This is a genomic window from Streptomyces sp. SS1-1, from assembly GCF_008973465.1.
Taxonomy (GTDB): Bacteria; Actinomycetota; Actinomycetes; order Streptomycetales; family Streptomycetaceae; genus Streptomyces.
This window is the reverse complement of the sequence record NZ_WBXN01000004.1, coordinates 3472909-3493981: the sequence shown is the minus strand read 5'-3', so window position 1 is coordinate 3493981 and position 21073 is coordinate 3472909. Positions and strand designations below refer to the sequence as shown.

15 protein-coding genes, 1 tRNA gene and 1 other RNA gene are annotated in these 21073 nt (G+C 74.7%); 15 read left to right on the top strand and 2 right to left on the bottom strand.

Annotation, left to right across the window (positions count from 1 at the left end; all coding sequences use genetic code 11):
- Positions 1-42 precede the first annotated feature (42 nt).
- The 9 genes from F8R89_RS17180 to F8R89_RS17140 all read left to right on the top strand — a co-directional run bounded on the left by F8R89_RS17180 (position 43) and on the right by F8R89_RS17140 (position 11460).
- Positions 43-2145: a penicillin acylase family protein gene (locus F8R89_RS17180; RefSeq protein WP_151784804.1), complete on the top strand. Its 2103-nt coding sequence runs from the start codon at positions 43-45 to the stop codon at positions 2143-2145.
- Positions 2138-2749 carry a GNAT family N-acetyltransferase gene (locus F8R89_RS17175; protein WP_151784803.1) on the top strand — a complete coding sequence of 204 codons (612 nt, stop codon included), beginning with the start codon at positions 2138-2140 and terminating at the stop codon, positions 2747-2749. Before F8R89_RS17180 ends, F8R89_RS17175 begins: the two co-directional genes overlap by 8 nt.
- Positions 2746-3219 carry a cupin domain-containing protein gene (locus F8R89_RS17170; RefSeq protein ID WP_151784802.1) on the top strand — a complete coding sequence of 158 codons (474 nt, stop codon included), beginning with the start codon at positions 2746-2748 and terminating at the stop codon, positions 3217-3219. Before F8R89_RS17175 ends, F8R89_RS17170 begins: the two co-directional genes overlap by 4 nt.
- On the top strand, positions 3216-3974 hold the full coding sequence (locus tag F8R89_RS17165; protein WP_151784801.1) for an SDR family NAD(P)-dependent oxidoreductase: 759 nt from the start codon (positions 3216-3218) through the stop codon (positions 3972-3974). The genes F8R89_RS17170 and F8R89_RS17165 overlap by 4 nt, the downstream gene beginning before the upstream one ends.
- Before the next feature lie 63 nt (positions 3975-4037).
- The gene (locus F8R89_RS17160) at positions 4038-5846 is read left to right on the top strand and encodes a copper resistance CopC family protein (RefSeq protein WP_225994415.1); all 1809 of its coding nucleotides are present in this window, start codon (positions 4038-4040) and stop codon (positions 5844-5846) included.
- A 92-nt stretch (positions 5847-5938) separates the two neighbouring features.
- On the top strand, positions 5939-6751 hold the full coding sequence (locus tag F8R89_RS17155) for an Fpg/Nei family DNA glycosylase (RefSeq protein ID WP_151784800.1): 813 nt from the start codon (positions 5939-5941) through the stop codon (positions 6749-6751).
- An 80-nt stretch (positions 6752-6831) separates the two neighbouring features.
- A complete protein-coding gene (locus F8R89_RS17150) occupies positions 6832-9306 on the top strand; it encodes a SpoIIE family protein phosphatase (RefSeq protein ID WP_151784799.1) in 2475 nt (824 codons plus the stop codon).
- A gap of 225 nt (positions 9307-9531) precedes the next feature.
- Positions 9532-10821, top strand: a complete 1290-nt coding sequence (locus tag F8R89_RS17145) for a phosphatase PAP2 family protein (RefSeq protein ID WP_151788166.1) — start codon at positions 9532-9534, stop codon at positions 10819-10821.
- 135 nt (positions 10822-10956) lie between these two features.
- The gene (locus tag F8R89_RS17140; protein ID WP_225994414.1) at positions 10957-11460 is read left to right on the top strand and encodes a hypothetical protein; all 504 of its coding nucleotides are present in this window, start codon (positions 10957-10959) and stop codon (positions 11458-11460) included.
- A gap of 9 nt (positions 11461-11469) precedes the next feature.
- Here the strand turns inward: F8R89_RS17140 and F8R89_RS17135 are convergent, their stop codons facing one another.
- Positions 11470-12045 carry a DUF6529 family protein gene (locus F8R89_RS17135; protein WP_151784797.1) on the bottom strand — a complete coding sequence of 192 codons (576 nt, stop codon included), beginning with the start codon at positions 12043-12045 and terminating at the stop codon, positions 11470-11472.
- A 207-nt stretch (positions 12046-12252) separates the two neighbouring features.
- Positions 12253-12340 (bottom strand) — tRNA-Ser (locus F8R89_RS17130).
- Between the two features lie 72 nt (positions 12341-12412).
- Here F8R89_RS17130 and ffs point away from each other — a divergent pair.
- The 6 genes from ffs (at position 12413) to F8R89_RS17100 (ending at position 21068) form a co-directional block, all read left to right on the top strand.
- Positions 12413-12509: signal recognition particle sRNA small type (gene ffs, locus F8R89_RS17125), an RNA gene on the top strand.
- A 50-nt stretch (positions 12510-12559) separates the two neighbouring features.
- Positions 12560-14734, top strand: a complete 2175-nt coding sequence (locus F8R89_RS17120; RefSeq protein ID WP_151784796.1) for a DNA polymerase III subunit gamma and tau — start codon at positions 12560-12562, stop codon at positions 14732-14734.
- 105 nt (positions 14735-14839) lie between these two features.
- Entirely contained in the window at positions 14840-16093 is a 1254-nt protein-coding gene (gene purD, locus F8R89_RS17115) for a phosphoribosylamine--glycine ligase (RefSeq protein WP_151784795.1), read from the top strand.
- A 337-nt stretch (positions 16094-16430) separates the two neighbouring features.
- Positions 16431-18194, top strand: a complete 1764-nt coding sequence (locus tag F8R89_RS17110) for a hypothetical protein (RefSeq protein WP_192806371.1) — start codon at positions 16431-16433, stop codon at positions 18192-18194.
- 378 nt (positions 18195-18572) lie between these two features.
- Entirely contained in the window at positions 18573-20063 is a 1491-nt protein-coding gene (locus tag F8R89_RS17105; RefSeq protein ID WP_151784793.1) for a N,N-dimethylformamidase beta subunit family domain-containing protein, read from the top strand.
- Positions 20064-20168: 105 nt separating this feature from the next.
- On the top strand, positions 20169-21068 hold the full coding sequence (locus tag F8R89_RS17100; protein WP_151784792.1) for a phosphoribosylaminoimidazolesuccinocarboxamide synthase: 900 nt from the start codon (positions 20169-20171) through the stop codon (positions 21066-21068).
- The last annotated feature ends 5 nt before the right edge of the window (positions 21069-21073 follow it).

The following is a 21073-nucleotide window of genomic DNA, read 5'->3' as shown; positions in this document are numbered from 1 at the left end:
ACGACTTAGGCAAGGCTTACCTAAAGTGAGGGAGGGGTGCAGGTGGCCGGCGAGATCTTCCGTGACGCCTGGGGCATTCCGCATCTGCGGGCGGACGGGGTGGACGAACTCGCCCGCGTCCAGGGCCGGGTCACCGCCCTCGACCGGGCCTGGCAGCTCGAGGTGGAACGGCACCGGGCGCGCGGCACGTCCGCGTCCTTCCTCGGCGCCGAGTCCCTCTCCTGGGACGTACTCGTCAGACGGGCCCGCCTCGACGACACCGCCCGACGCTGCTTCGCCGCCCTGGAGCGGCAGGACCCCGAGACCGCGCGCTGGGTACGGGCGTACGTCGACGGGGTGAACGAGGGGCTGGCCGAAGGCGCCCGCCGGGCACCGGAGTTCGAGCGGACCGGGCTCGCCCCCGGACGCTGGGAGCCCTGGACGCCGTTCGGGATCTGGCTGAGCGTCCACCTGCTGTTCGCGGGCTTCCCCGCCAAACTCTGGCGGGAGCAGGCCCGGCGGCACCTCGGACCCGGGGCGGTCGGCCTGTTCGCCACGGACGGGCCGGGCACCTCCGGGAGCAACGGCTGGCTCGTGAGCGGCGAACGGACCGTGACCGGCCGGGCGATCATCGCCGGTGACCCGCACCGCTTCATCGAGGAACCCGGCGTCTACCAGCAGATCCAGCTGTCCTGCCCGGACTTCGACGTCGTCGGCCTCGCCGTGCCCGGCGTCCCCGGCATCGCCCACTTCGGGCACACCGGCTCCGTCGCCTGGGCCATCACCAACGCCATGGCCGACTACCAGGACCTGTACCGCGAGCGGCTGCGACGGACCGGGGCCGGCGTCGAGGCGCTGGACCCGGACGGGGTGTGGCGGCGCGCCCCCCGGCACACCGAGACCGTCGAGGTCGCGGGGGAGGACCCCGTCGAGGTCGAGGTGATCGAGACCGCCCGGGGACCGGTGATCGTCGGCGGCCCGGAGGGGCTGCCCGACGGCACCGCGGAAGGCGACCGGGAGGACCCGCCCCTCGCGCTCGCCCTGCGCCACCCGCCCCGCGTCACCGGCGACCTCGGCTTCGGCGCCCTCCTGCCCCTGCTGCGGGCCCGCAGGGTCGCCGACGTCGACCGCGCCCTCGACGCGTGGACGGAACCCGTCAACGTGGTCCAGGCCGCCGACACCGAGGGCGGCCTGCTGCACCGCGTCGCCGGGAAGGTGCCCGTGCGCTCCACCGCCAACCGCCTCCACCCGGTGCCCGCCTGGGAACCCGGACACGAGTGGCGGGGCTGGCACGAGACACCCCGCGGCGGCCTCACCGACGGCGTCGCCGTCATGGCCAACCAGCGGGGCCTCGCCACGCCCCTCGGCGTGGAGTTCGCGGCCCCGCACCGCGCCGACCGCATCGCAGCCCTGCTCGCGGAGAAGGAGCACTGGTCGGCCGCCGACATGCCGGCGATCCACACGGACACCCATCTGGCCTCGGCGACCCCGCTGCTGGACCTCCTGGCCGGACTCGGCCCCCTCGGCCCCGGCGCCGAGCGCGTCCGCCGCACGCTGCTCGCCTGGGACCGCCGTATGGACGCGGACAGCGTGGACGCCGCCCTCTACGCGCGGGTGCGCGGGGCCGTCGTCCGCCGGCTCGCCGCGCACCCCGCCTTCGCCGCGCCGGCCGTCCCGCCCGCCTATCCCGACGTCCTGCTCCCCTGGCTGGCCCTGCTCCCCCGCGTCGCCTTCGCCCTCGAACACCTGCTGCGCGCCGGCGACCTGTACGGCGTCGACCGCGCCGAGCTGGTGCGGGCGGCCGTCGAGGAGGTCGCCGAGGACACCACCGCGACCCCGCCCACCTGGGGCGACACCCACCGGCTCGCCCCCTGGCGGGCGCTGCCCGACCCGGCGTCCCGGGAACCCGGTCTGTCCGGCGACCACGACTGCGTGCTGTGCACGTCCTCCGTGCCCGGACTCACCGACCTCAGCGCCCGCGGCCCCGCCGCCCGCTACGTCTGGGACCTGGCAGACCGGGAGGAGAGCCGCTGGGTCGTCCCGCTCGGGGCGTCCGGCGTCCCCGGCTCCCCCCACCACCGCGACCAGCTCCCGCTGTGGCTGCGCGGCGAACTGGTCCCGATCCGCACCGACTTCACCACGTTCGAGAAGGAGACCGATGTCTGACCGGCCCGCGTCCGCCGCCGCCCCCGTCCACGAGCAGACCGTCGACGGCTTCGGCACCGTCACCGTCCGCCCCCTCGACCCGCACGCCGACGCCGCGACCGTGCACGCCTGGGCGAGCGAGGAACGGGCCGTGTTCTGGGGCATGAACGGCCTGACGCGGGAACAGATCGCCGGCATCTACGCCCATATGGCCACCCTCGACACCCACCACGCCTTCCTCGTCGCACGCGACGGCGACCCGGTCGCCCTGCTCCAGACGTACGAACCCGACGCCGACCGGGTCGGCGAGTGCTACGACGTACGGCCCGGCGACATCGGCCTGCACCTGCTGCTCGTCCCCGCCGCCCCGGGCGGCCGGCGGCCCGGCTGGACGTCCGCGCTGCTCACCGTCGTCACGGCCTACGCCTTCCGCACCCTGGGCCGCTCACGGGTGGTCGTCGACCCCGACGTGCGCAACGAGAAGGCCGTGGCCCGCTTCCTCCGGGAGGGCTTCACCGCCGGACCGGCCGTCGTACTGCCCGAGATCGACCTGCCGGACGTGTACCTCCCGCGCAAGGAAGCCCAACTCGCCTTCCTGACACGGGAGGTAGCTTGTGGAGGATGACGCCCGAGGAACTCGTCGCGCACTACCGCCTGGAGCCGATCCCGCGTGAGGGCGGGCTGTTCCGCCGTACCTGGGCCGGACCCGAACGGCCCGACGGACGGCCGCAGGGCACCGCGATCGTCGTCCTGCTCACCGCCGACGACTACTCGGCCCTGCACCGCCTGCCGTCCGACGAGGTCTGGCACTTCTACCTCGGCGACCCCCTGGAGATGCTGCTCCTCGCCCCGGACGGCACCTCCCGCACCGCCGTCCTGGGCCCCGGCATAACGCGCGGCCAGCACCTCCAGCTCACCGTGCCCGCCGGCACCTGGATGGGGGCCCGGGTGGCGGCCGGGGGCTCCTGGGCCTTCTTCGGCTGCACGATGACCCCGGGCTTCACCTACGAGGACTACGAGCACGGCGACCTGGCGGACCTCACGGCGCGCTATCCCCACGAGGCCGCCCGGATCGCGGAACTGTGCCGTCCATGAGCGGACTCCTCGACGGACAGGTCGCCCTCGTCACGGGCGCGGGCGGCGGCATCGGACAGGGCATCGCGGCCCGGTTCGCCGAGGAGGGTACGGCGGTCGCCCTGCACTGCCGCACCGCGCGGGACGCGGCCGACCGGGTCGCCGGGCGCATCCGGGACGCGGGCGGCCGGGCCGTCGTCCTGACGGCCGACCTGACCGACGAGGACGCGTGCCGGCGGCTGGTCGCCGAGGCCGCCGCGTGGGGCGGCGGTCTGACCGCGCTGGTGAACAACGCGGGCGTGCAGCCCACCCGGGAGCTGGCGGAGATGACCGCGGCCGACTGGCGGGCCGTGGTGGACACCAACCTGTCCGGCGTCTTCGCCTGCACCCGCGCCGTGGTGGAGGTCATGCGGCCCGGCAGCGGTTCGGTCACGCACATCGCCTCCGTCGAGGCGGCCCGCCCGGCCCCGCTGCACGCCCACTACGGCGCCTCGAAGGCGGCGGTGGTGGCCCACGCCCGCACGGCCGCGCAGGAGTACGGCCCGCTCGGCGTCCGCGTCAACACCGTCTCGCCCGGCCTCGTGCACCGGGAGGGGCTGGCGGAGGCGTGGCCGGACGGGGTGGCACGATGGCGGGCGGCGGCGCCCCTGGGACGGCTCGGGCGCCCGCGGGACGTGGGCGACGCCTGCGTGTTCCTGGCCTCGGACCTGGCGTCCTGGATCACCGGGCACGACCTCGTGGTGGACGGCGGGGTGTCCGCACGGCCCGGCTGGTGAGCACGGGGGCCGCCGCGTGCGTATGTACCCGGAGGCGGTGCGGACCGAAGGCGGAGATGCGGCGTGGGGTGTGCGGACGGACGACCGGGACGACGGGGGCCGCGACGGCTGCTCCTGCTGGGCCCGCTGCTGGTCCTGCTCCTCCTCGGCGGCGCCGGGCCCGCCTCCGCGCACGCCGTGCTGCGGGACGCCGACCCCGGGGACGGCGCCGTCCTGAAGTCGGCACCCAGACACCTCACCCTGACCTTCAGCGAGTCCGTCGCCCTGCTCGACGACTCCTTCCGCGTCCTCGACCCCGACGGCCGCCGGCTGCGCGTCGGGGAGCCGGAGAACGGCCCGGACGGCGCCGACACCGCCCGGGTGACCCTTCCCGCCGGGCTGGAGCAGGGCACCTACACGGTGGCCTGGCGGGTGGTGTCGGCCGACAGCCACCCGGTGTCCGGCGCGTTCACCTTCTCCGTCGGCAAGGCCACCGTCACCACGGCCGCCGCCGCCCTGGCCAGCGGCCCCACCGAGGACCCGGTGACCAAGGCCCTGCACACCATCGCCCGCTACCTCGCCTACCTCTCCGTCGCCCTGCTCATCGGCACCGCCGCCTTCGTCGCCGTCTGCCGCCCGCCCCACGTGCCGCTCCACGACCGGCTGCTGCGCACCTCCTGGTGGGCGCTGCTCGCGGCCACGCTCGTCCTGCTGGTGCTGCGCGCCCCGTACGAGAGCGGCGAGGGCCCGCTCGGGGCGTTCGACGCCGACGCCGCCGCCCGCACCCTCACCGGCCGCCCCGGCATCGTCCTGCTGGCCCGGCTGGCCCTCCTCCTGGCCGCCGGCGCCCACCTGCTGCGCGTGTCCCGGCGGCGCGGGCGGTACGGCCGGCCCGGCGCCGCCCTCGCCGTGGGGCTCGCGGCGACCTGGGCGGCCGGCGAGCACGCCTCCGCGGGGATCCAGGTGCCGGTGGCCATGACCTCCTCGGCGCTGCACCTGCTCGCGACGGCCGTCTGGCTGGGCGGTCTGGCGGCCCTGCTCGCCGCCCTCCACCACGGGGCCCTGCCCGCGGAGGCGGTGCGCCGGTTCTCCCGGGTGGCGTTCGCCTCCGTGGTCGTCCTGGTCGTGACCGGCGTCTACCAGTCCTGGCGCGGCCTCGGCGGCTGGGACGCGCTCGCCGACACGACGTACGGCAGGCTCCTGGCCATCAAGCTGATGGCGGTCGTCGTGCTCCTCGCGGCGGCGGCCGTGTCCCGCCGCTGGACGGCCCTGCAGACGACGCCCGCCGTGGCGGAGCCGTCCGAGGACCAGGCGGTCCGCACGAAGGTGGCGGCGGCGGTGGGCGGACCGCCGTCCGGGCCGCCGCCGGAGCCGGCCGGCCCGGAACCCTCCGCCGGGGGAGAACCCGATCCCGCTCACCGCAGGGCGCTGCGCCGCTCCGTGCTCACCGAGGTCGCCGTCGGCGCGGCCGTCCTGGCCGTCACCACCCTGCTGACCAGCACACTTCCCGGCCGGGCCGAGTCCGAGGCGGCCACCGCCGCGCCCGCGGTCGTCGGCGCCTCCGTCACCGATGTGCCGTTCGACGTCGGCACACCCGGCGGGCGCGGCACGGCGCAGATCACCATCGACCCCGCCCGCGTCGGCGACAACTCGATCGAGGCGGTCGTCTACGGCCCCGACGGCGGCATCTCCTCCGTCCCCGAACTGCGGATCTCCTTCACGCACCGGGGCCAGGACATCGGGCCGCTGGACGCCGCCCTCACCGACAAGGGCGGCTACTGGGGCAACAGCTTCCTCAACCTGCCCGTCGCCGGGACCTGGGAGATGAAGGTGACCGTGCGCACCTCGGACGTGGACCAGATCACCGAGACCCGCACGGTGACCGTCCACTAGGCGTGCTTCCACACCGTCTCAAAAGGTGAGAGGCCGGAAGGAAACGGGCACACCATAAGAAGTGCGGCATCCACCTGAGGAGGCCGTCCGTCATGCCTGAACTGCCGGACGTCGAGGGATTCCGGGGCGTGCTCCGGGCCTGCGCACGGGGCCGGACCGTGCGCCGGATCGAGGTGCGCGACGCGGGCGTGCTCCACGGCGTGAGCACGCGGCGGCTGCGCGACGCGCTGGAGGGGCGGCGGATCACCCGGGCCGAGCGGCACGGCAAGTGGCTGCTCGCCCGCACCGGCGGCCCCACCCTGGCCCTGCACTTCGGCATGACCGGCTCCCTCGTGTGCGCCGGGCCGGACGACCCCGTGGCGCCGCACGACCGCGTGCTGTTCACCCTGTCCGGCGACCGCCGCCTCAGCTACCGCGATCAGCGCAAGCTGCGGGGCCTGTGGCTCGCCGAGGACGACTCCGCCGTGGCCCGCCTGCTGGCCGGGCAGGGCCCGGACGCCCTGGACGTGGACCGCGAACGGTTCGAGGAGGCCCTGCGCGGGCGCCGGGGCGCCGTGAAGGGCGTGCTGCTCGACCAGTCCGCGGTGGCCGGCCTCGGGAACCTGCTCGCCGACGAAATCCTCTGGCGGGCCCGGCTGAGCCCCGCCCGCCGGGCGAGCGATCTGACCGGCGCCGACCGCAGGGACCTCTACCGCCAGATGCGCCGCACCCTGCGCTCCGCCGTCCCCACCGGACGCGTCCCGCCGCGCCCCTCCTGGCTGACGGGCCGCCGGGACACCCCCGACCCGCACTGTCCGCGCTGCCACGCCCAGTTGCGCCGGACCCGTGTGGCCGGCCGTACGACCGTGTGGTGCCCCGGCTGCCAGCCCGCCACCTCCGGCACCGCCACCGGACCGCGCCGATGAGGAGGCTCAGCGTGCGAGGCACCGCAAGGGCGACCGGGCGCGGCCCCGCCGGAATCCCTCCGAGAGCGAGATGAGCGATCATGCACGAGCCCGCCGGCGCCCGGGCCCCGTCCGACCTCGACGATCTGGTCGGCGCGGACCTGACCGCCCGGGTCACCGTCGACGAACACGGCACCGTCACCGGCTGGAACGCGGGCGCCGAGCGGCTCCTCGGTCACCCGGCCGGTGAGATCGTGGGCCGTCCGGCGGCCGGTCTGCTGGCCGAGCCGCCGCGCGGGCGGGACCTGCCCCCGTTCCCCCGGCTGCGGCGCTGGCACGGCACGGTCGCTCTCCGGCACCGCGACGGCCGTACGCTCACCGCCAAGGTCCTGGCCCACCACCGGACCCGGGAGAACGGGCGGCGCGAGTGGTTCTGCGTCAGCGCGCCGCCCGACCGGCCGTCACCGCCCGAGCGGCACGACGACCCCTTCGTGAGCTGGAGCTTCACCCAGTCCCCGTGCTGCGCAACGGCCCTGTACGACACCCGGCTGCGGCTGCGCCGGGCCAACCGGGCCATGGAGCGGGCCGTCGCCCTCACCGAGGACGACATGCTGGGGCTGCGCGTCGGGGAGATCGTCGACGATCCGGCCGGCCGGCGCGCGGAGGAGAGCATGGCCCGGGTGCTGCGCACCGGGGAGGTGGAGGTCGACGAGGACTTCCTGACCGCCGCGGGCGAGACCCGGGTGGGCGCCTGGTCGCTGCTGATGTCCCCGCTGCGGGACGCCGGCGGAGTCGTCCGGGGCGTCTGCCTCACCGCGCACGACATGACCGAGCAGCACTGGGCCCGCCGCCGGCTCCAGCTGATCGCCGAGGCGGGCCGGCGCATCGGCACCACCCTCGACGTGATGCGCACCGCGCAGGAACTGGCCGACGTCGTCGTCCCCGAACTGGCCGACTTCGCGTCCGTCGACCTGCTGACCGCCGTCGACGACCCGCCGGACACGTCCCGGCGCGGCGGCCCGCCGCCCGGCCCGCTGGAACTGCTCCGGGCCGCCCACCAGTCCGTGACCCCGGGCGTCCCGGAGGCGGTCACCGCGCTGGGCTCCCTGGAACGGTTCTCTGAGGGCTCCGCGCCGGTCGAGACGCTGCGCTCCGGACACGCCACGGCGTACGAGATGACGCATCCGGCGATCACCGCGCTCGTGGCGCACGACCCGGTCCGGGCCGCCCGCGTCCGGGAGTTCGGCATCCACTCGGTGATGACGGTGCCGCTGACCGCGCGCGGCACCACCCTCGGCGTCGCCGTCCTCGCCCGGCACCGCCACCCCGAGATCTTCCAGCAGGACGACGTGGTGCTGGCCGAGGAACTGGCGGCCCGCGCGGCCGTCTGCATGGACAACGCCCGCCGCTACACCCACGAACGCGACCGGTCGGTCACCCTGCAGCGCAGCCTGCTGCCGCAGCGGCTGCCCGAGCAGGCGGCCGTGGAGGTCGCCACCCGCTACCTCCCGGCGGGCGCGCACACCGGGGTCGGCGGCGACTGGTTCGACGTGATCCCGCTGTCCGGGGCGCGGGTGGCCCTCGTCGTCGGGGACGTCGTCGGGCACGGCATCCACGCCTCCGCCACCATGGGCCGGCTGCGGACGGCCGTACGCACCCTCGCCGACATCGACCTGGCCCCCGACGAACTGCTCACCCACCTCGACGACCTGGTGTCCCGGCTGTCCACCGAACGGGACGGCGGCCGGACGCGCGAGCGGCACCCCGAGTGCGAGGGAGAGGTCGGCGCGACCTGCCTGTACGCCGTGTACGACCCGATCTCCCGGCGCTGCTCCCTGGCCCGCGCCGGGCATCCGCCGCCGGTCGTGGTCGCCCCCGGAGGCGCCGCCGAGCGCGTCGACCTGCCGCCCGGACCGCCGCTCGGCGTGGGCGGCCTGCCCTTCGAGGCCGCCGAGATCGACCTGCCCGAGGGCAGCCTGCTCGCCCTCTACACCGACGGCCTGATCACGCCCGGCGGCCGGTCCCGCGCCGGGGACGGGGACGGGGAGGCGGACGTCAGCCGGCTGAGCGGTCTGCTGACCGGCCCCGAACCCACCCTGGACGCCCTGTGCGACCGGATCCTCACCGACCTGCTGCCGCCCAGGCCGCCCGACGACGTCGCCCTGCTCGTCGCCCGCACCCGCGCGCTGGACGCCTCCCAGGTCGCCACCTGGCAGGTGCCGTCCACCCCGTCCGCCGTGGCCCAGGCCCGCAAGGACGCGCTCGCCCGGCTCGACGCGTGGGGCCTGGAGGACGCCGCGTTCGTCACGGAACTCGTCGTCAGCGAACTGGTCACCAACGCCATCCGGCACGCCCGGCCGCCCGTCCAGCTGCGCCTGATCCATCTCACCCACGAGGACTCCCTCATCTGCGAGGTGTCCGACGGCGACAGCACGGCACCCCATCTGCGCCGGGCCCGCACCTTCGACGAGGGCGGCCGGGGGCTGCTCCTCGTGGCGCAGCTGACCCGGCGCTGGGGGACCCGCCAGTCGTCCCACGGCAAGACGATCTGGGCGGAACAGCCCCTGGACGTCTGACCCGGACGTCCGGCCCGGGACGGAGGGCAACGCACCGGCCGCTTTCGGCGTCTTCGTCGGCGGGGTGGGGATTCGGGCAGCGCATAAATCCCCCTTGCCCCGCTCCGATACCATGCTCGAACTCACGAACGAGTGTGCTGACGATCGCCCCTTACACATCGGCCGGGACCATTGATATCCGAGACATCGCAGACGTTCGCGCGCACAGGCAGCCGGCAGCGGGCGCTGGTGTGGTCCGCCGTGGGCGTGGTCGCCCTCGGGTTCCTGATCGCCCTGGAGGCGGCCGCCCGCCACTACGGTGAGCCGGGTCCCCTCACCAACCAGGTCCGCGAGATCGCGTTCCCGCCCAAGTCCGGCTTCCTGCTGTACGCCGGCCTGGGCCTGATGGCGGTCGTCCTCACCTGGCGCGAACGCCTCGTCGCCTTCGGCGCCGCCCTCGGCATCGACCTCGTGGTCCTCGCCGTGCGCTGGGCCACCGGCACCCTGCCCGCCCTCGGCGAGGGGCACCCCTTCGGCAACGGCGCGCTCTGCGTCGTCCTGGCCTGCGCGGTCGTCGCCGTCACCCGCCGCACCGGCGCCGAACGCCTCCTGCTCCTCAAGGGCGTCGGACTGGCCCTGCTCCTGGTGGCCGGCCGCAAGACCGGCGACACCTGGCTGCTGATCACGTCGAAGACCCAGCCGCGGGTCCTCGACCCGTACGTGGCCACCGCCGACAAGGCGCTCGGCAACCCCTCCTGGGTCGTCGGACGGATCGTCGACGCCACCGGCCCCGTCGGCGCCCATGTGCTCGACTACGTCTACGTCCAGCTCGCGGTCGCCGCCGTCCTCGTCTCGGTCTACCAACTGCGCCACGTGGCGGCCGAGCGCCGCTTCCCGAGCCACCACCTGGTGCGCACGTTCCTCGTCATAGGCCTGCTCGGCCCCGGCATCTACATGATCTTCCCGGTGGTCGGCCCGGTCTTCGCCTACGGCCCCGACGGCGGCCACTGGGCGACCGCCGACATCTGGCCCCAGACGGCACCGGCGCTCACCGCCCCGCACTCCATACCCTTCGACGGGATCACCCCGCGCAACTGCATGCCCAGCCTGCACACGGCATGGGCCACCGCGCTCTTCATCCACTCCCGCCGCGGACCGCGCCTCCTGCGCCACGCGGGCACGTTCTGGCTGGTCGCCACCCTCGGCGCGACCCTCGGCTTCGGCTACCACTACGGCGTCGACCTGGTGGCCGGCGTGGTCTTCACCCTCACCATCGAGGGGGCCCTGCGCGCGGCGTCCCGCGGCTGGGACCGGGCCGGCGCCCGCCTCGTCGCGCACGGCGCCCTGGTGTTCACCGCACTCCTGCTGTCCTACCGCTTCCTGCCGCTGGAGATGGCCCGCCACCCCTGGCTGTACGGCCCGCTCCTGCTCGCCGCGATGGGCTCGGTCATCTACGGCTACCTCCGCACGACCCGCGTCTGGGACCCGAAGCCCGCCCCGGCCCTGCGCCCGGAGCCGCGGCCCGAGATGGCCTGACCGTACGGCCGCGGCGGACGGCGCCGGGCGCGCGCCGTCTGCTGTGGCCGAGCGGTCCGCTTCGTTGTCTACTGGGACTCATGTGACGCGCGCGCCCAGAGCGGAAGCCGGACCCCATCCTCCGAGGCGATTCCCGTGAACATTCACGCCCGAGCACTTGTCGCAGCCACCGGAACAGCCCTCCTGCTGTGCGGGACGACCGTCGCCCACGCCGCCGGCGCCCCGTCGGCGACCGGCACCAAAGCGGCGTCCTCCGTGACGGTGACCACCAAGAACACGTCCCTGGGGAAGATCCTCGTCAACGAGAAGGGACACACCCTCTACCTGTTCGAGTCCGACAAGAAGGACAAGTCCACCTGCAACGATGCCTGCGCCGAGGCCTGGCCGCCGCTGAAGGCGGACGGCAAGGTCGTCGCCAAGGGCGGCGTGGACAGCAAGCTGCTCGACACCATCAAGCGCAGCGACGGCTCGAAGCAGGTGACGTACAAGGGGCAGCCCCTCTACACGTTCGCCGACGACACCAAGGCCGGGCAGACCAACGGCCAGGGCGTCGACGCCTTCGGCGCCAAGTGGTTCGTGCTGGGCACCGACGGCAAGAAGATCACCAAGCAGCCCGCGTCCCAGAACGGCGGCTACTGACCGCCGGCGTCAGGTCAGCCCCGGCGAGTCGAACCCGTTGAGCTGCCACAGCGCGGCGGTGTACCAGAGCAGGGCGATCGCGCAGAAGAGCAGACCGCCCCCGAGGGGCAGCGTCCACCCGGGGAACCGCCGGCTGCGCACCACGACGACCTTCGCCGCGAAGGCGCCGTACAGGACGCACCCGGTGACCGAGTGGATCGCCACCCGTGGCGAGGTCGTCTCGATGCCGTACGCGCTCAGGCAGTGGTAGGCGATCGGCACCGAGAGCAGGAAGGCGAGCAGTCCGGTCACCCGGTGCGCGAGGGGCACGGCGCGCGGGGCCGGCCGGGACCCGGGCAGCACGCCGTACATCCAGGCGGCCAGCAGCAGCTGGACGAGCGCGAGCCCGAGCAGGGCGCTGCCCAGCCGGGCCTTGAACTCCATGGCGTCGTCGTACCGGGCCCCGAACAGACCGCTGTTCGGATCGGGCGTCACCCCCCGCCCCACGAACCAGATGCCCAGGCCCACGGCCACGGGGATCAGCAGCAGGACCGCGGCACGTCCCCTGCCCGTCGTGCCGCGGGAGGTGTCGGGTTGCTGTTCCACGAGGGACTCCGTACGAAGGCGACGACCGGAACCCTCACCATGGCGCCGCCCCGGCCCGACGCCCGGCCGACCACCCCGCCACCCCACCGGGAATCACCCGATGGACGGCCCCATGTGACCGACGCCACCTTGGATATGACGCCGGACAACGTCGAAGGGCCCCACCGCGAACGGTGGGGCCCTTCGACATCGTGCCCGGTGAGGCACTGGCGGAGGATACGAGATTCGAACTCGTGAGGGGTTGCCCCCAACACGCTTTCCAAGCGTGCGCCCTAGGCCTCTAGGCGAATCCTCCGCCGCAAACAATACAAGACGTTGAGGAGTGCTCGCGAACTCGTTCCCCGCCCCCGTCATCAGGTACTGTTTGGGCAGCCCCTCACGCGGCGCTATCTGACTGAACTCCCCCAGGGCCGGAAGGCAGCAAGGGTAGGTCGGCTCTGGCGGGTGCGTGAGGGGCGTTCGCGTGCTCCGGGGGCGGGGCCCGATGTCAGTGCGCGCCTATAACCTCGTAGGCGTGTCGTCTCTCGCGCTGTACCGCCGCTATCGCCCGGAGTCGTTCGCCGAGGTCATCGGGCAGGAGCATGTCACCGACCCGTTGCAGCAGGCGCTGCGGAACAACCGGGTCAATCACGCGTACCTGTTCAGCGGCCCGCGCGGATGCGGCAAGACGACCAGCGCCCGGATCCTCGCCCGCTGTCTGAACTGCGAACAGGGCCCCACCCCGACCCCCTGCGGCCAGTGCCAGTCCTGCCAGGACCTCGCACGCAACGGCCCAGGCTCCATCGACGTCATCGAGATCGACGCGGCCTCGCACGGTGGTGTGGACGACGCCCGTGAGCTGCGCGAGAAGGCGTTCTTCGGACCGGCCTCCAGCCGTTACAAGATCTACATCATCGACGAGGCCCACATGGTCACGTCGGCCGGCTTCAACGCCCTGCTGAAGGTCGTCGAGGAGCCGCCGGAGCACCTGAAGTTCATCTTCGCGACGACCGAGCCCGAGAAGGTCATCGGGACGATCCGCTCGCGCACCCACCACTACCCGTTCCGGCTGGTCCCGCCGGGCACCCTGCGGGACTACCTCGCCGACGTCTGCCGCCGTGAGGACATCCCCGTCGAGGACGGCGTGCTCCCGCTCGTCGTCCGCGCCGGACAGGGCTCCGTGCGTGACTCCATGTCCGTGATGGACCAGCTCCTCGCCGGAGCCAAGGAGGAGGGTGTGACGTATGCCATGGCCACCTCCCTCCTCGGGTACACCGACGGCTCGCTGCTCGACTCCGTCGTGGAGGCCTTCGCGACCGGTGACGGCGCCGCGGCCTTCGAGGTCGTGGACCGGGTCATCGAGGGCGGCAACGACCCGCGGCGGTTCGTCGCCGACCTGCTGGAGCGGCTGCGCGACCTGGTGATCCTGGCCGCCGTGCCGGACGCCGCCGAGAAGGGACTCATCGACGCCCCCGCCGACGTCCTGGAGCGGATGCTGGCCCAGGCCGGCACGTTCGGCGCCGCCGAGCTCAGCCGCGCCGCCGACCTGGTCAACGAGGGGCTGACCGAGATGCGCGGCGCCACCTCGCCGCGGCTCCAGCTCGAACTCATCTGCGCGCGCGTGCTGCTGCCCGCCACCTACGGCGACGAGCGGTCCCTCATGGCCCGGCTCGACCGGCTGGAGCGCGGTGTGAGCTTCACCGCGGGCGCAGGCGCCCCGGCGATGGGATACGCCCCCGGTCCCGAGGCCCACGCCGCCCCGGCACCCCCGCAGGCCGCCGCCCCTCCGGTGCCGCCCGGCGGGGGTCTCGCCGCCGCCCGCGCCGCCGTACGGGGTCCGGGCGCCCCCGCCCCGGAGGCACCGGCCGCGGAGGCAGCGGCGGCTCCGACGCCCCCGGCTCCGGCCCCCGCCCCTTCCCCGGCTCCGGCGCCGCCCGCGCCTCCGCAGGCGCCCGCCGCTCCCGCCCCCGGCGCCTGGCCCACCGCCGCACCCGCGGGCGGCGGCCGACGGCCCGGCGGCTGGCCCACGGCGGCCCCGGCGGGCGGCGGTGCCCCGGCACCCGCGCCCAGCGCCCCCGCGCCCGCACCCACGCCCGCCCCGGGAGGCGGACCGGCGGCGCCCTCCTCCGCGCCCCCGAGCGGCGGCCTGGACCCCCGCCAGCTCTGGCCGAACATCCTGGAGGCGGTCAAGAACCGCCGCCGCTTCACCTGGATCCTGCTCAGCCAGAACGCCCAGGTCGCCGGCTTCGACGGCACCACGCTCCAGCTCGGCTTCGTCAACGCCGGCGCGCGCGACAACTTCGCGAGCAGCGGCAGCGAGGACGTGCTGCGGCAGGCCCTGGCCGAGCAGTTCCACGTGCAGTGGAAGATCGAGGCGATCGTCGACCCGTCGGGCGGCGGCTCGGCGCCCCCGGCCCCGGGTGGTTCCCCCGGCTTCGGCGGAGGCGGCGCCGCCCCGGCCCCCGGCGGCTACGGCGGTCAGTCGGCCCCGCGCCCGGCCCCCGCCCCGTCCGCGGCACCGGCGGCCCCGTCGGCACCGGCCCCCGCGCCGGCCCCGCGGCCCAGCGCCCCCGAGCCGCCCTCCGTCTCCATCGAGGACGACATCCCGGAGGACGACGACCCCGACCTCAACGAGTCGGCCCTGTCCGGCCGCGAGCTGATCGTGCGGGAGCTGGGCGCGACGGTCGTCGAGGAGATCACGAACGACTAGGCCTCGCCGGCGGTCTGTGGTGAGGGGCCGGTTTTGGAGGAACGCACAGCTCCCGAGCCCCCGGCCCCTCGGCGTCCCGCACAAGAAGGCCGTTAGGCTGACCCCGTGAAGGTCCTCGTCATCGGTAGCGGCGCCCGCGAACACGCCCTGTGCCGCTCCCTGTCCCTCGACCCCGACGTCACCGCGCTGTACTGCGCCCCCGGCAACGCCGGCATCGCCGAGGTCGCCGAACTGCACCAGGTCGACGCCCTCGACGGCGAGGCCGTCGCCGCGCTGGCCGAACGGCTCGGCGCCGGCCTCGTGGTCGTCGGACCGGAGGCCCCCCTCGTCGCGGGGGTCGCCGACGCCGTGCGCGGGGCGGGCATCCCGGTGTTCGGCCCCTCCAAGGAGGCCGCGCAGCTCGAGGGGTCCAAGGCGTTCGCCAAGGACGTCATGGCCTCGGCCGGCGTCCCCACGGCCCGCTCCTACGTCTGCGCCACGCCTGCCCAGGTCGACGAGGCCCTGGACGCCTTCGGCGCCCCCTACGTCGTCAAGGACGACGGTCTGGCGGCCGGCAAGGGCGTCGTCGTGACCGCCGACCTCGACGCGGCCCGCGCGCACGCCAACGCCTGCGAGCGCGTCGTCATCGAGGAGTACCTGGACGGCCCCGAGGTCTCCCTCTTCGCCATCACCGACGGCCGGACCGTCCTGCCGCTGCAGCCCGCCCAGGACTTCAAGCGCGCCCTGGACGGCGACGAGGGCCCGAACACCGGCGGCATGGGCGCGTACTCGCCGCTGCCGTGGGCGGACCCGAAGCTGGTCGAGGAGGTCCTGGAGACGGTCCTCCAGCCGACCGTCGACGAGATGCGCCGCCGCGGCACCCCGTTCTCCGGACTGCTCTACGCCGGTCTCGCGATCACATCGCGGGGCGTGCGCGTGATCGAGTTCAACGCCCGCTTCGGCGACCCGGAGACGCAGGTCGTCCTGGCCCGGCTGAAGACCCCGCTGGCCGGTGTCCTGCTGGCCTCCGCCCAGGGCCGCCTGGCCGACCTGGAGCCGCTGCGCTGGAGCGACGACGCCGCGGTCACCGTGGTCGTCGCCTCCCACAACTACCCGGGCACCCCCCGCACCGGCGACCCGATCACCGGCCTCGACGAGGTGGCCGCGCAGGACGCCCCGCACGCCTACGTGCTGCACGCCGGCACCCGGCGCGACGGCGAGGCGGTCGTGAGCGCCGGGGGACGCGTGCTGTCCGTCACCGCGACCGGTGGCGACCTCACCGAGGCCCGCACCCGCGCCTACCGCGCGGTGGACCGGATCGGGCTGGACGGTTCCCAGCACCGTACGGACATCGCCGCGAAGGCCGCCGCCGACGCGTAGCCGCTCCAGCGAGCCAACCGTCCGGGCCCCGGATCCGTCTCAGGATCCGGGGCCCGACGCATACCCGGACGCGTGCGGGCGCGGGCACCGTGATCAAAGGGGTGATCCTCGCTGTCCGTCATCCACCTTTCCCCAAAGCCATTCCATCGAGTGAGCGATGGCCCAACCGGCTGACGTGGGTCGACGCCCCAACTAGGGTGCCGCGCAAGCGTTCCGGCACTTGGCCCACCGGCATTGCGATGTCGGTGGCGGGTGCCACAGTGGGGGGATGAGCAGAGCCAGGACAGTTCCGACGACCAGGGCAGCGCGGAGGGGGTGAGGTCCGGCCGTGACCGGGATGGGGATGGAAGCGGGGGCCCAGGCCGCGCGTGCCCGGGCCCTGGCGGTGCTGCGCGTCCGCAGCCGTGCGCTCGCCGTCGCCCTGCTGCCCGCGGCGTTCGCCGTGGTGCTGCTCGCCGGACCGTCCACCGGGCATCTCACCGGCCCCGCCTGGGACGCCGTGCGCTGGGTGCTCACCCCGTTCGCCGTCCTGGTGCTGCTGGCCGCCGGGGTCATCGCGCTGGTCGTCGCCCGCGCCCGTCCCGCCGTCACCCCCACCGTGACGATCGGCGAGGAGCAGGCCCCGGACCTCTACCGCCTGGTCCGCGACCTCGCCGACCGGCTCGACGTGCCCGCCCCGTCCGCGATAGCGCTCACGCCCGACTGCGACAGCTGGCTGGAGGACCGCACCCATCGGTCCCACGGCCCGCCCCCGCCCGAGGAGCACGCGGACGACGGACTCAACGGCCTGCGCGGAGGCGGGCGCGGCCCCCACCGCCGTACGCCGGCCGCGCCCGTCCTCGTCATCGGCTCGCCGTTCCTGTGGTGGATGCGGGTCGGGGAGCTGCGGGCGGTGCTCGCCCCGGTCGTCGCCGGCACCGGGCCCTCCGCGCACCCGGACATAGCCCAGGCCCGGCGCTTCGTCCGGGGCCTGGACGCCGCCGTGGCCGTCGCCGCCACGGGCGGCCGCTGTCCGGGGTCGCGGGCGGTGTGCGCGGGCCTCGGCCGGGTGGCGCGCCTGCTGCTGAGGAACTGCCGGGAGCACGCGGCCGAGATGGAACGGGGGGTGGCCGCCGCGGCCGCCGAGCGTGCGCAGGCGGTGGACTACGGTCTGCGGATCGTCGCCCAGGAGCAGGTCGGCCTGGCCTACGCGGGCTGGGACCGGCTGCTGACCCGGGTCGCGCTGCCGGCCTGGCGGATGGGCCGCTGGCCGTCCCGGCTGGACGCGGGCGTCGTCGCCGCCCTCACCGAGCTCTCCCGGCGCGACCGGCTGGCGGAGGGGTTCGCCTCGCGGCTGGGCGAGCGCCCCGCCTGCGACCTCCTCGAGGAGCCCGGCGCGATCGACGAGGCCGCCTCCCTCCTGGCCGCCCGGCTGTTCCACGGCGGCCCGGCCGAGACCGGCCAGGACTGGTCGCCGGTGGGCTGGCAGGAGTATCCGGAGGAGGTCGTGGACCGCACCTGGCGTACCGACGCCGCCCGCCTCCACCGGGTCCTCGACGCCCTCGGCGTCCGCCGCTCCCCGGACGACGCGTCACCCGGGTCCGACGGCCCCACCCTCTCCCGGGTCCTCGACCATCTGACGGCCCCGCAGCCGGCCCCGGTGCCGGAAGCGCCCGTCCCGCCCCGTGCCGCCGCCGACGACCTCGACCCCTACGAGGACCAGGAGACCGAGCGGAGTTCGGCCCTGGCCGCCGGCATCACCGCCGAGCTGGCCCGCGAGGAGGCCGCCGCGCCCGCAGGGCCGCCCGCCGCGCCCACCCCCGAGACCTCGCTGCTGGACATCGGCACGCTCCCGCTCTTCCCGCTCCAGCCGCCCCGCAGCTCCCGCGAGCTGCTCACCGACCACGTGACCGCGATGGTGTGCTGCGCGGCCATGGACACCGCGGGCGCGACACCCGGTCTGGACTGGCTCGACGGGCCCACGCTGCTCATCGACGGGGAACGCGCCACCGACCTCACCCCCCGGGTCCTCCGCCTCATCGAGGACGGCGATCCGGCGCCCTTGCGCGCCTGGCTCGTGGAGTCCGGGATACGCCCCGAGAAGCCGGTCCGCCTGGTCTGACGGGCGAGGACGCGGCAGCCGCCCCGGCCGTGCGTCCCCCGGCGACGGAACTCAGTCGGAGCCCCCGGTTCCACTTTCGGCCAATTCACAACGAATAGTGACAGGAAGCGAGCGCAATGTGATGTGCTGGGGTCGATAGCGCATATGGCAAGGGCTTACGCCACGACAGCCGGTGAAGCCCTGCCGCACGGCGGCACCACCGGGCAGGCGCATCGGCGTACGACAGGCACCACCGGACAGGACGAGCACGACGCGCACCACCCGGCACCGTGAGCACGACGTGCACCACCGCACCACCGGTACGGCGTGCGCCCGGCGCGCCACGGCCGGGGCACGACGCTCGATGTGCGCACACGGGGACAAGGGAGGGGTACGGCCATGGGGTCGGAGCAGATCCGCCGCTGGGAGTCGGGAGCTCTCGCGCACGCCGTGACGGACCCCTTCGGCCAGGGCCCGGTCCCCTGGCTGCGCGGCAACGTGACGTACTTCGACGACACCGGCCAGGTGGTCCCCTGGTACGTCGACGGCCAGGCCCACCCGCCGACGTCCGGCACCCCGAGGGTCCCCGCGCCCCGCAGCGCCGGACCCCGCTCCGCCGACGACGTCCACCGTCAGATCAAGGGGTTCACCTCCACCGGCGCGGTCGCGCCCGGCGAGGCGGTCGACTTCCACATCACGGTCGACCCGCCCCAGGAGTTCGCCGTCGACATCTACCGCATCGGCCACTACGGCGGGGACGGCGCCGCCAAGATCACCACGAGCCCCCGGCTGTCCGGCATCGTGCAGCCCGCGCCGCTCACCGCCGACCGCACCGTCTCCTGCCACCACTGGTGGCTGTCCTGGCGCCTCCAGGTCCCCAGCTACTGGAGCAACGGCGCCTATGTCGCCGTCCTCACCACCCACGACGGCTACCGCTCCCACATCCCGTTCACCGTCCGCGACAACCACCCGGCGGACCTGCTCCTGCTCCTGCCGGACGTCACCTGGCAGGCGTACAACCTGTATCCGGAGGACGGCCGCCTCGGCGCCAGCCTCTACCACGCCTGGGACGAGGACGGCCGGCTCCTCGGCGAGGACGACGCCGCCACCACCGTCTCCTTCGACCGCCCCTACGCGGGCGCGGGCCTGCCCCTGCACGTCGGCCACGCCTACGACTTCATCCGCTGGGCCGAGCGCTACGGCTACGACATCGCCTACGCCGACGCCCGCGACCTGCACGGCGGACACGTCGACCCCACCCGGTACCGGGGCCTGGTCTTCCCCGGCCACGACGAGTACTGGTCGGCGAACATGCGCCGCACGGTCGAGCTCGCCCGGGAGAACGGCACGTCGCTGGTGTTCCTCTCCGCCAACTCCCTGTACTGGCAGGTGGAGCTGGGCCCCTCCCCGTCCGGTGTCCCCGACCGGCTGCTCACCTGCCGCAAGCGCAGGGGACCGGGCCGCCCGGTGCTCTGGCGGGAGATCGACCGCCCCGAGCAGGAGCTCATCGGCATCCAGTACGCCGGGCAGGTCCCCGAGCCGCACCCGCTGATCGTCCGCAACGCCGACCACTGGCTGTGGGAGGCCACCGGGGCGCACGAGGGCGACGAGATCCCGGGCCTGGTGGCCGGCGAGGCCGACCGCTACTTCCCGCGCACCCCGCTGCCCGGCCACGAGGAGCGCATCCTGCTGGCGCACTCCCCGTACGCCGACCGCGACGGGGTGCTCCGCCACCAGGAGACCTCGCTGTACCGGGCGCACTCGGGCGCCCTGGTCTTCGCCTCCGGCACCTTCGCCTGGTCCCCGGCGCTGGACCGCCCGGGCCATGTCGATCCCCGGGTCCAGCGCGCCACCGCCAACCTCCTGGACCGCATCTGCAAGCGTGACTGACCTCACGCGGCACGGCCCCGGCGGTCCCCCCGCCCCACCCCCGGTCCATCGCCCGCGCCCCGTACGGGACAATCGACGCATTGGACAGACTTACGGGGAGGAACCGTGTCCGGATTCGTAGAAAAGCCCGAACCGCTTCAGGTTCCGGGCCTGGTGCACCTGCACACCGGCAAGGTGCGCGAGCTGTACCGCAACGAGGCCGGTGACCTCGTGATGGTCGCCAGCGATCGCCTGTCCGCCTACGACTGGGTGCTGCCCACCGAGATCCCGGACAAGGGCCGCATCCTCACCCAGCTCTCCCTGTGGTGGTTCGACCAGCTCGCCGACCTGGTCCCCAACCATGTGCTGAGCACCGACGTGCCCGACGGCGCCCCCGCCGACTGGGCCGGCCGCACCCTCGTCTGCAAGTCGCTGCGGATGGTCCCGGTCGAGGCGGTGGCCCGCGGCTACCTCACCGGCTCCGGGCTCGCCGAGTACAACGACACCCGCACGGTCTGCGGCCTGGCCCTCCCCGAGGGCCTGGTCGACGGCTCGGAACTGCCGGCGCCGATCTTCACCCCGGCCACCAAGGCCGCCGTCGGCGAGCACGACGAGAACGTCTCCTACGAGGAGGTCGCCCGCCAGGTCGGCGCCGATACCGCCGCCCAGCTGCGGCAGACGACGCTCGCCGTGTACGCGCGCGGCCGGGACATCGCCCGGGAGCGCGGCATCATCCTCGCGGACACCAAGTTCGAGTTCGGCTTCGACGGGGACACCCTGGTCCTCGCCGACGAGGTCCTCACCCCGGACTCCTCGCGCTTTTGGCCGGCCGAGCAGTGGGAGCCGGGCCGCCCGCAGCCGTCGTACGACAAGCAGTTCGTGCGGGACTGGCTGACCTCGCCGGACTCCGGCTGGGACCGGGCGAGCGAGCAGCCCCCGCCGCCGCTGCCGCAGGACGTCGTGGACGCGACCCGCGCCAAGTACGTGGAGGCGTACGAGCGTCTGACGGGCACGAGCTGGAGCTGAGGGGC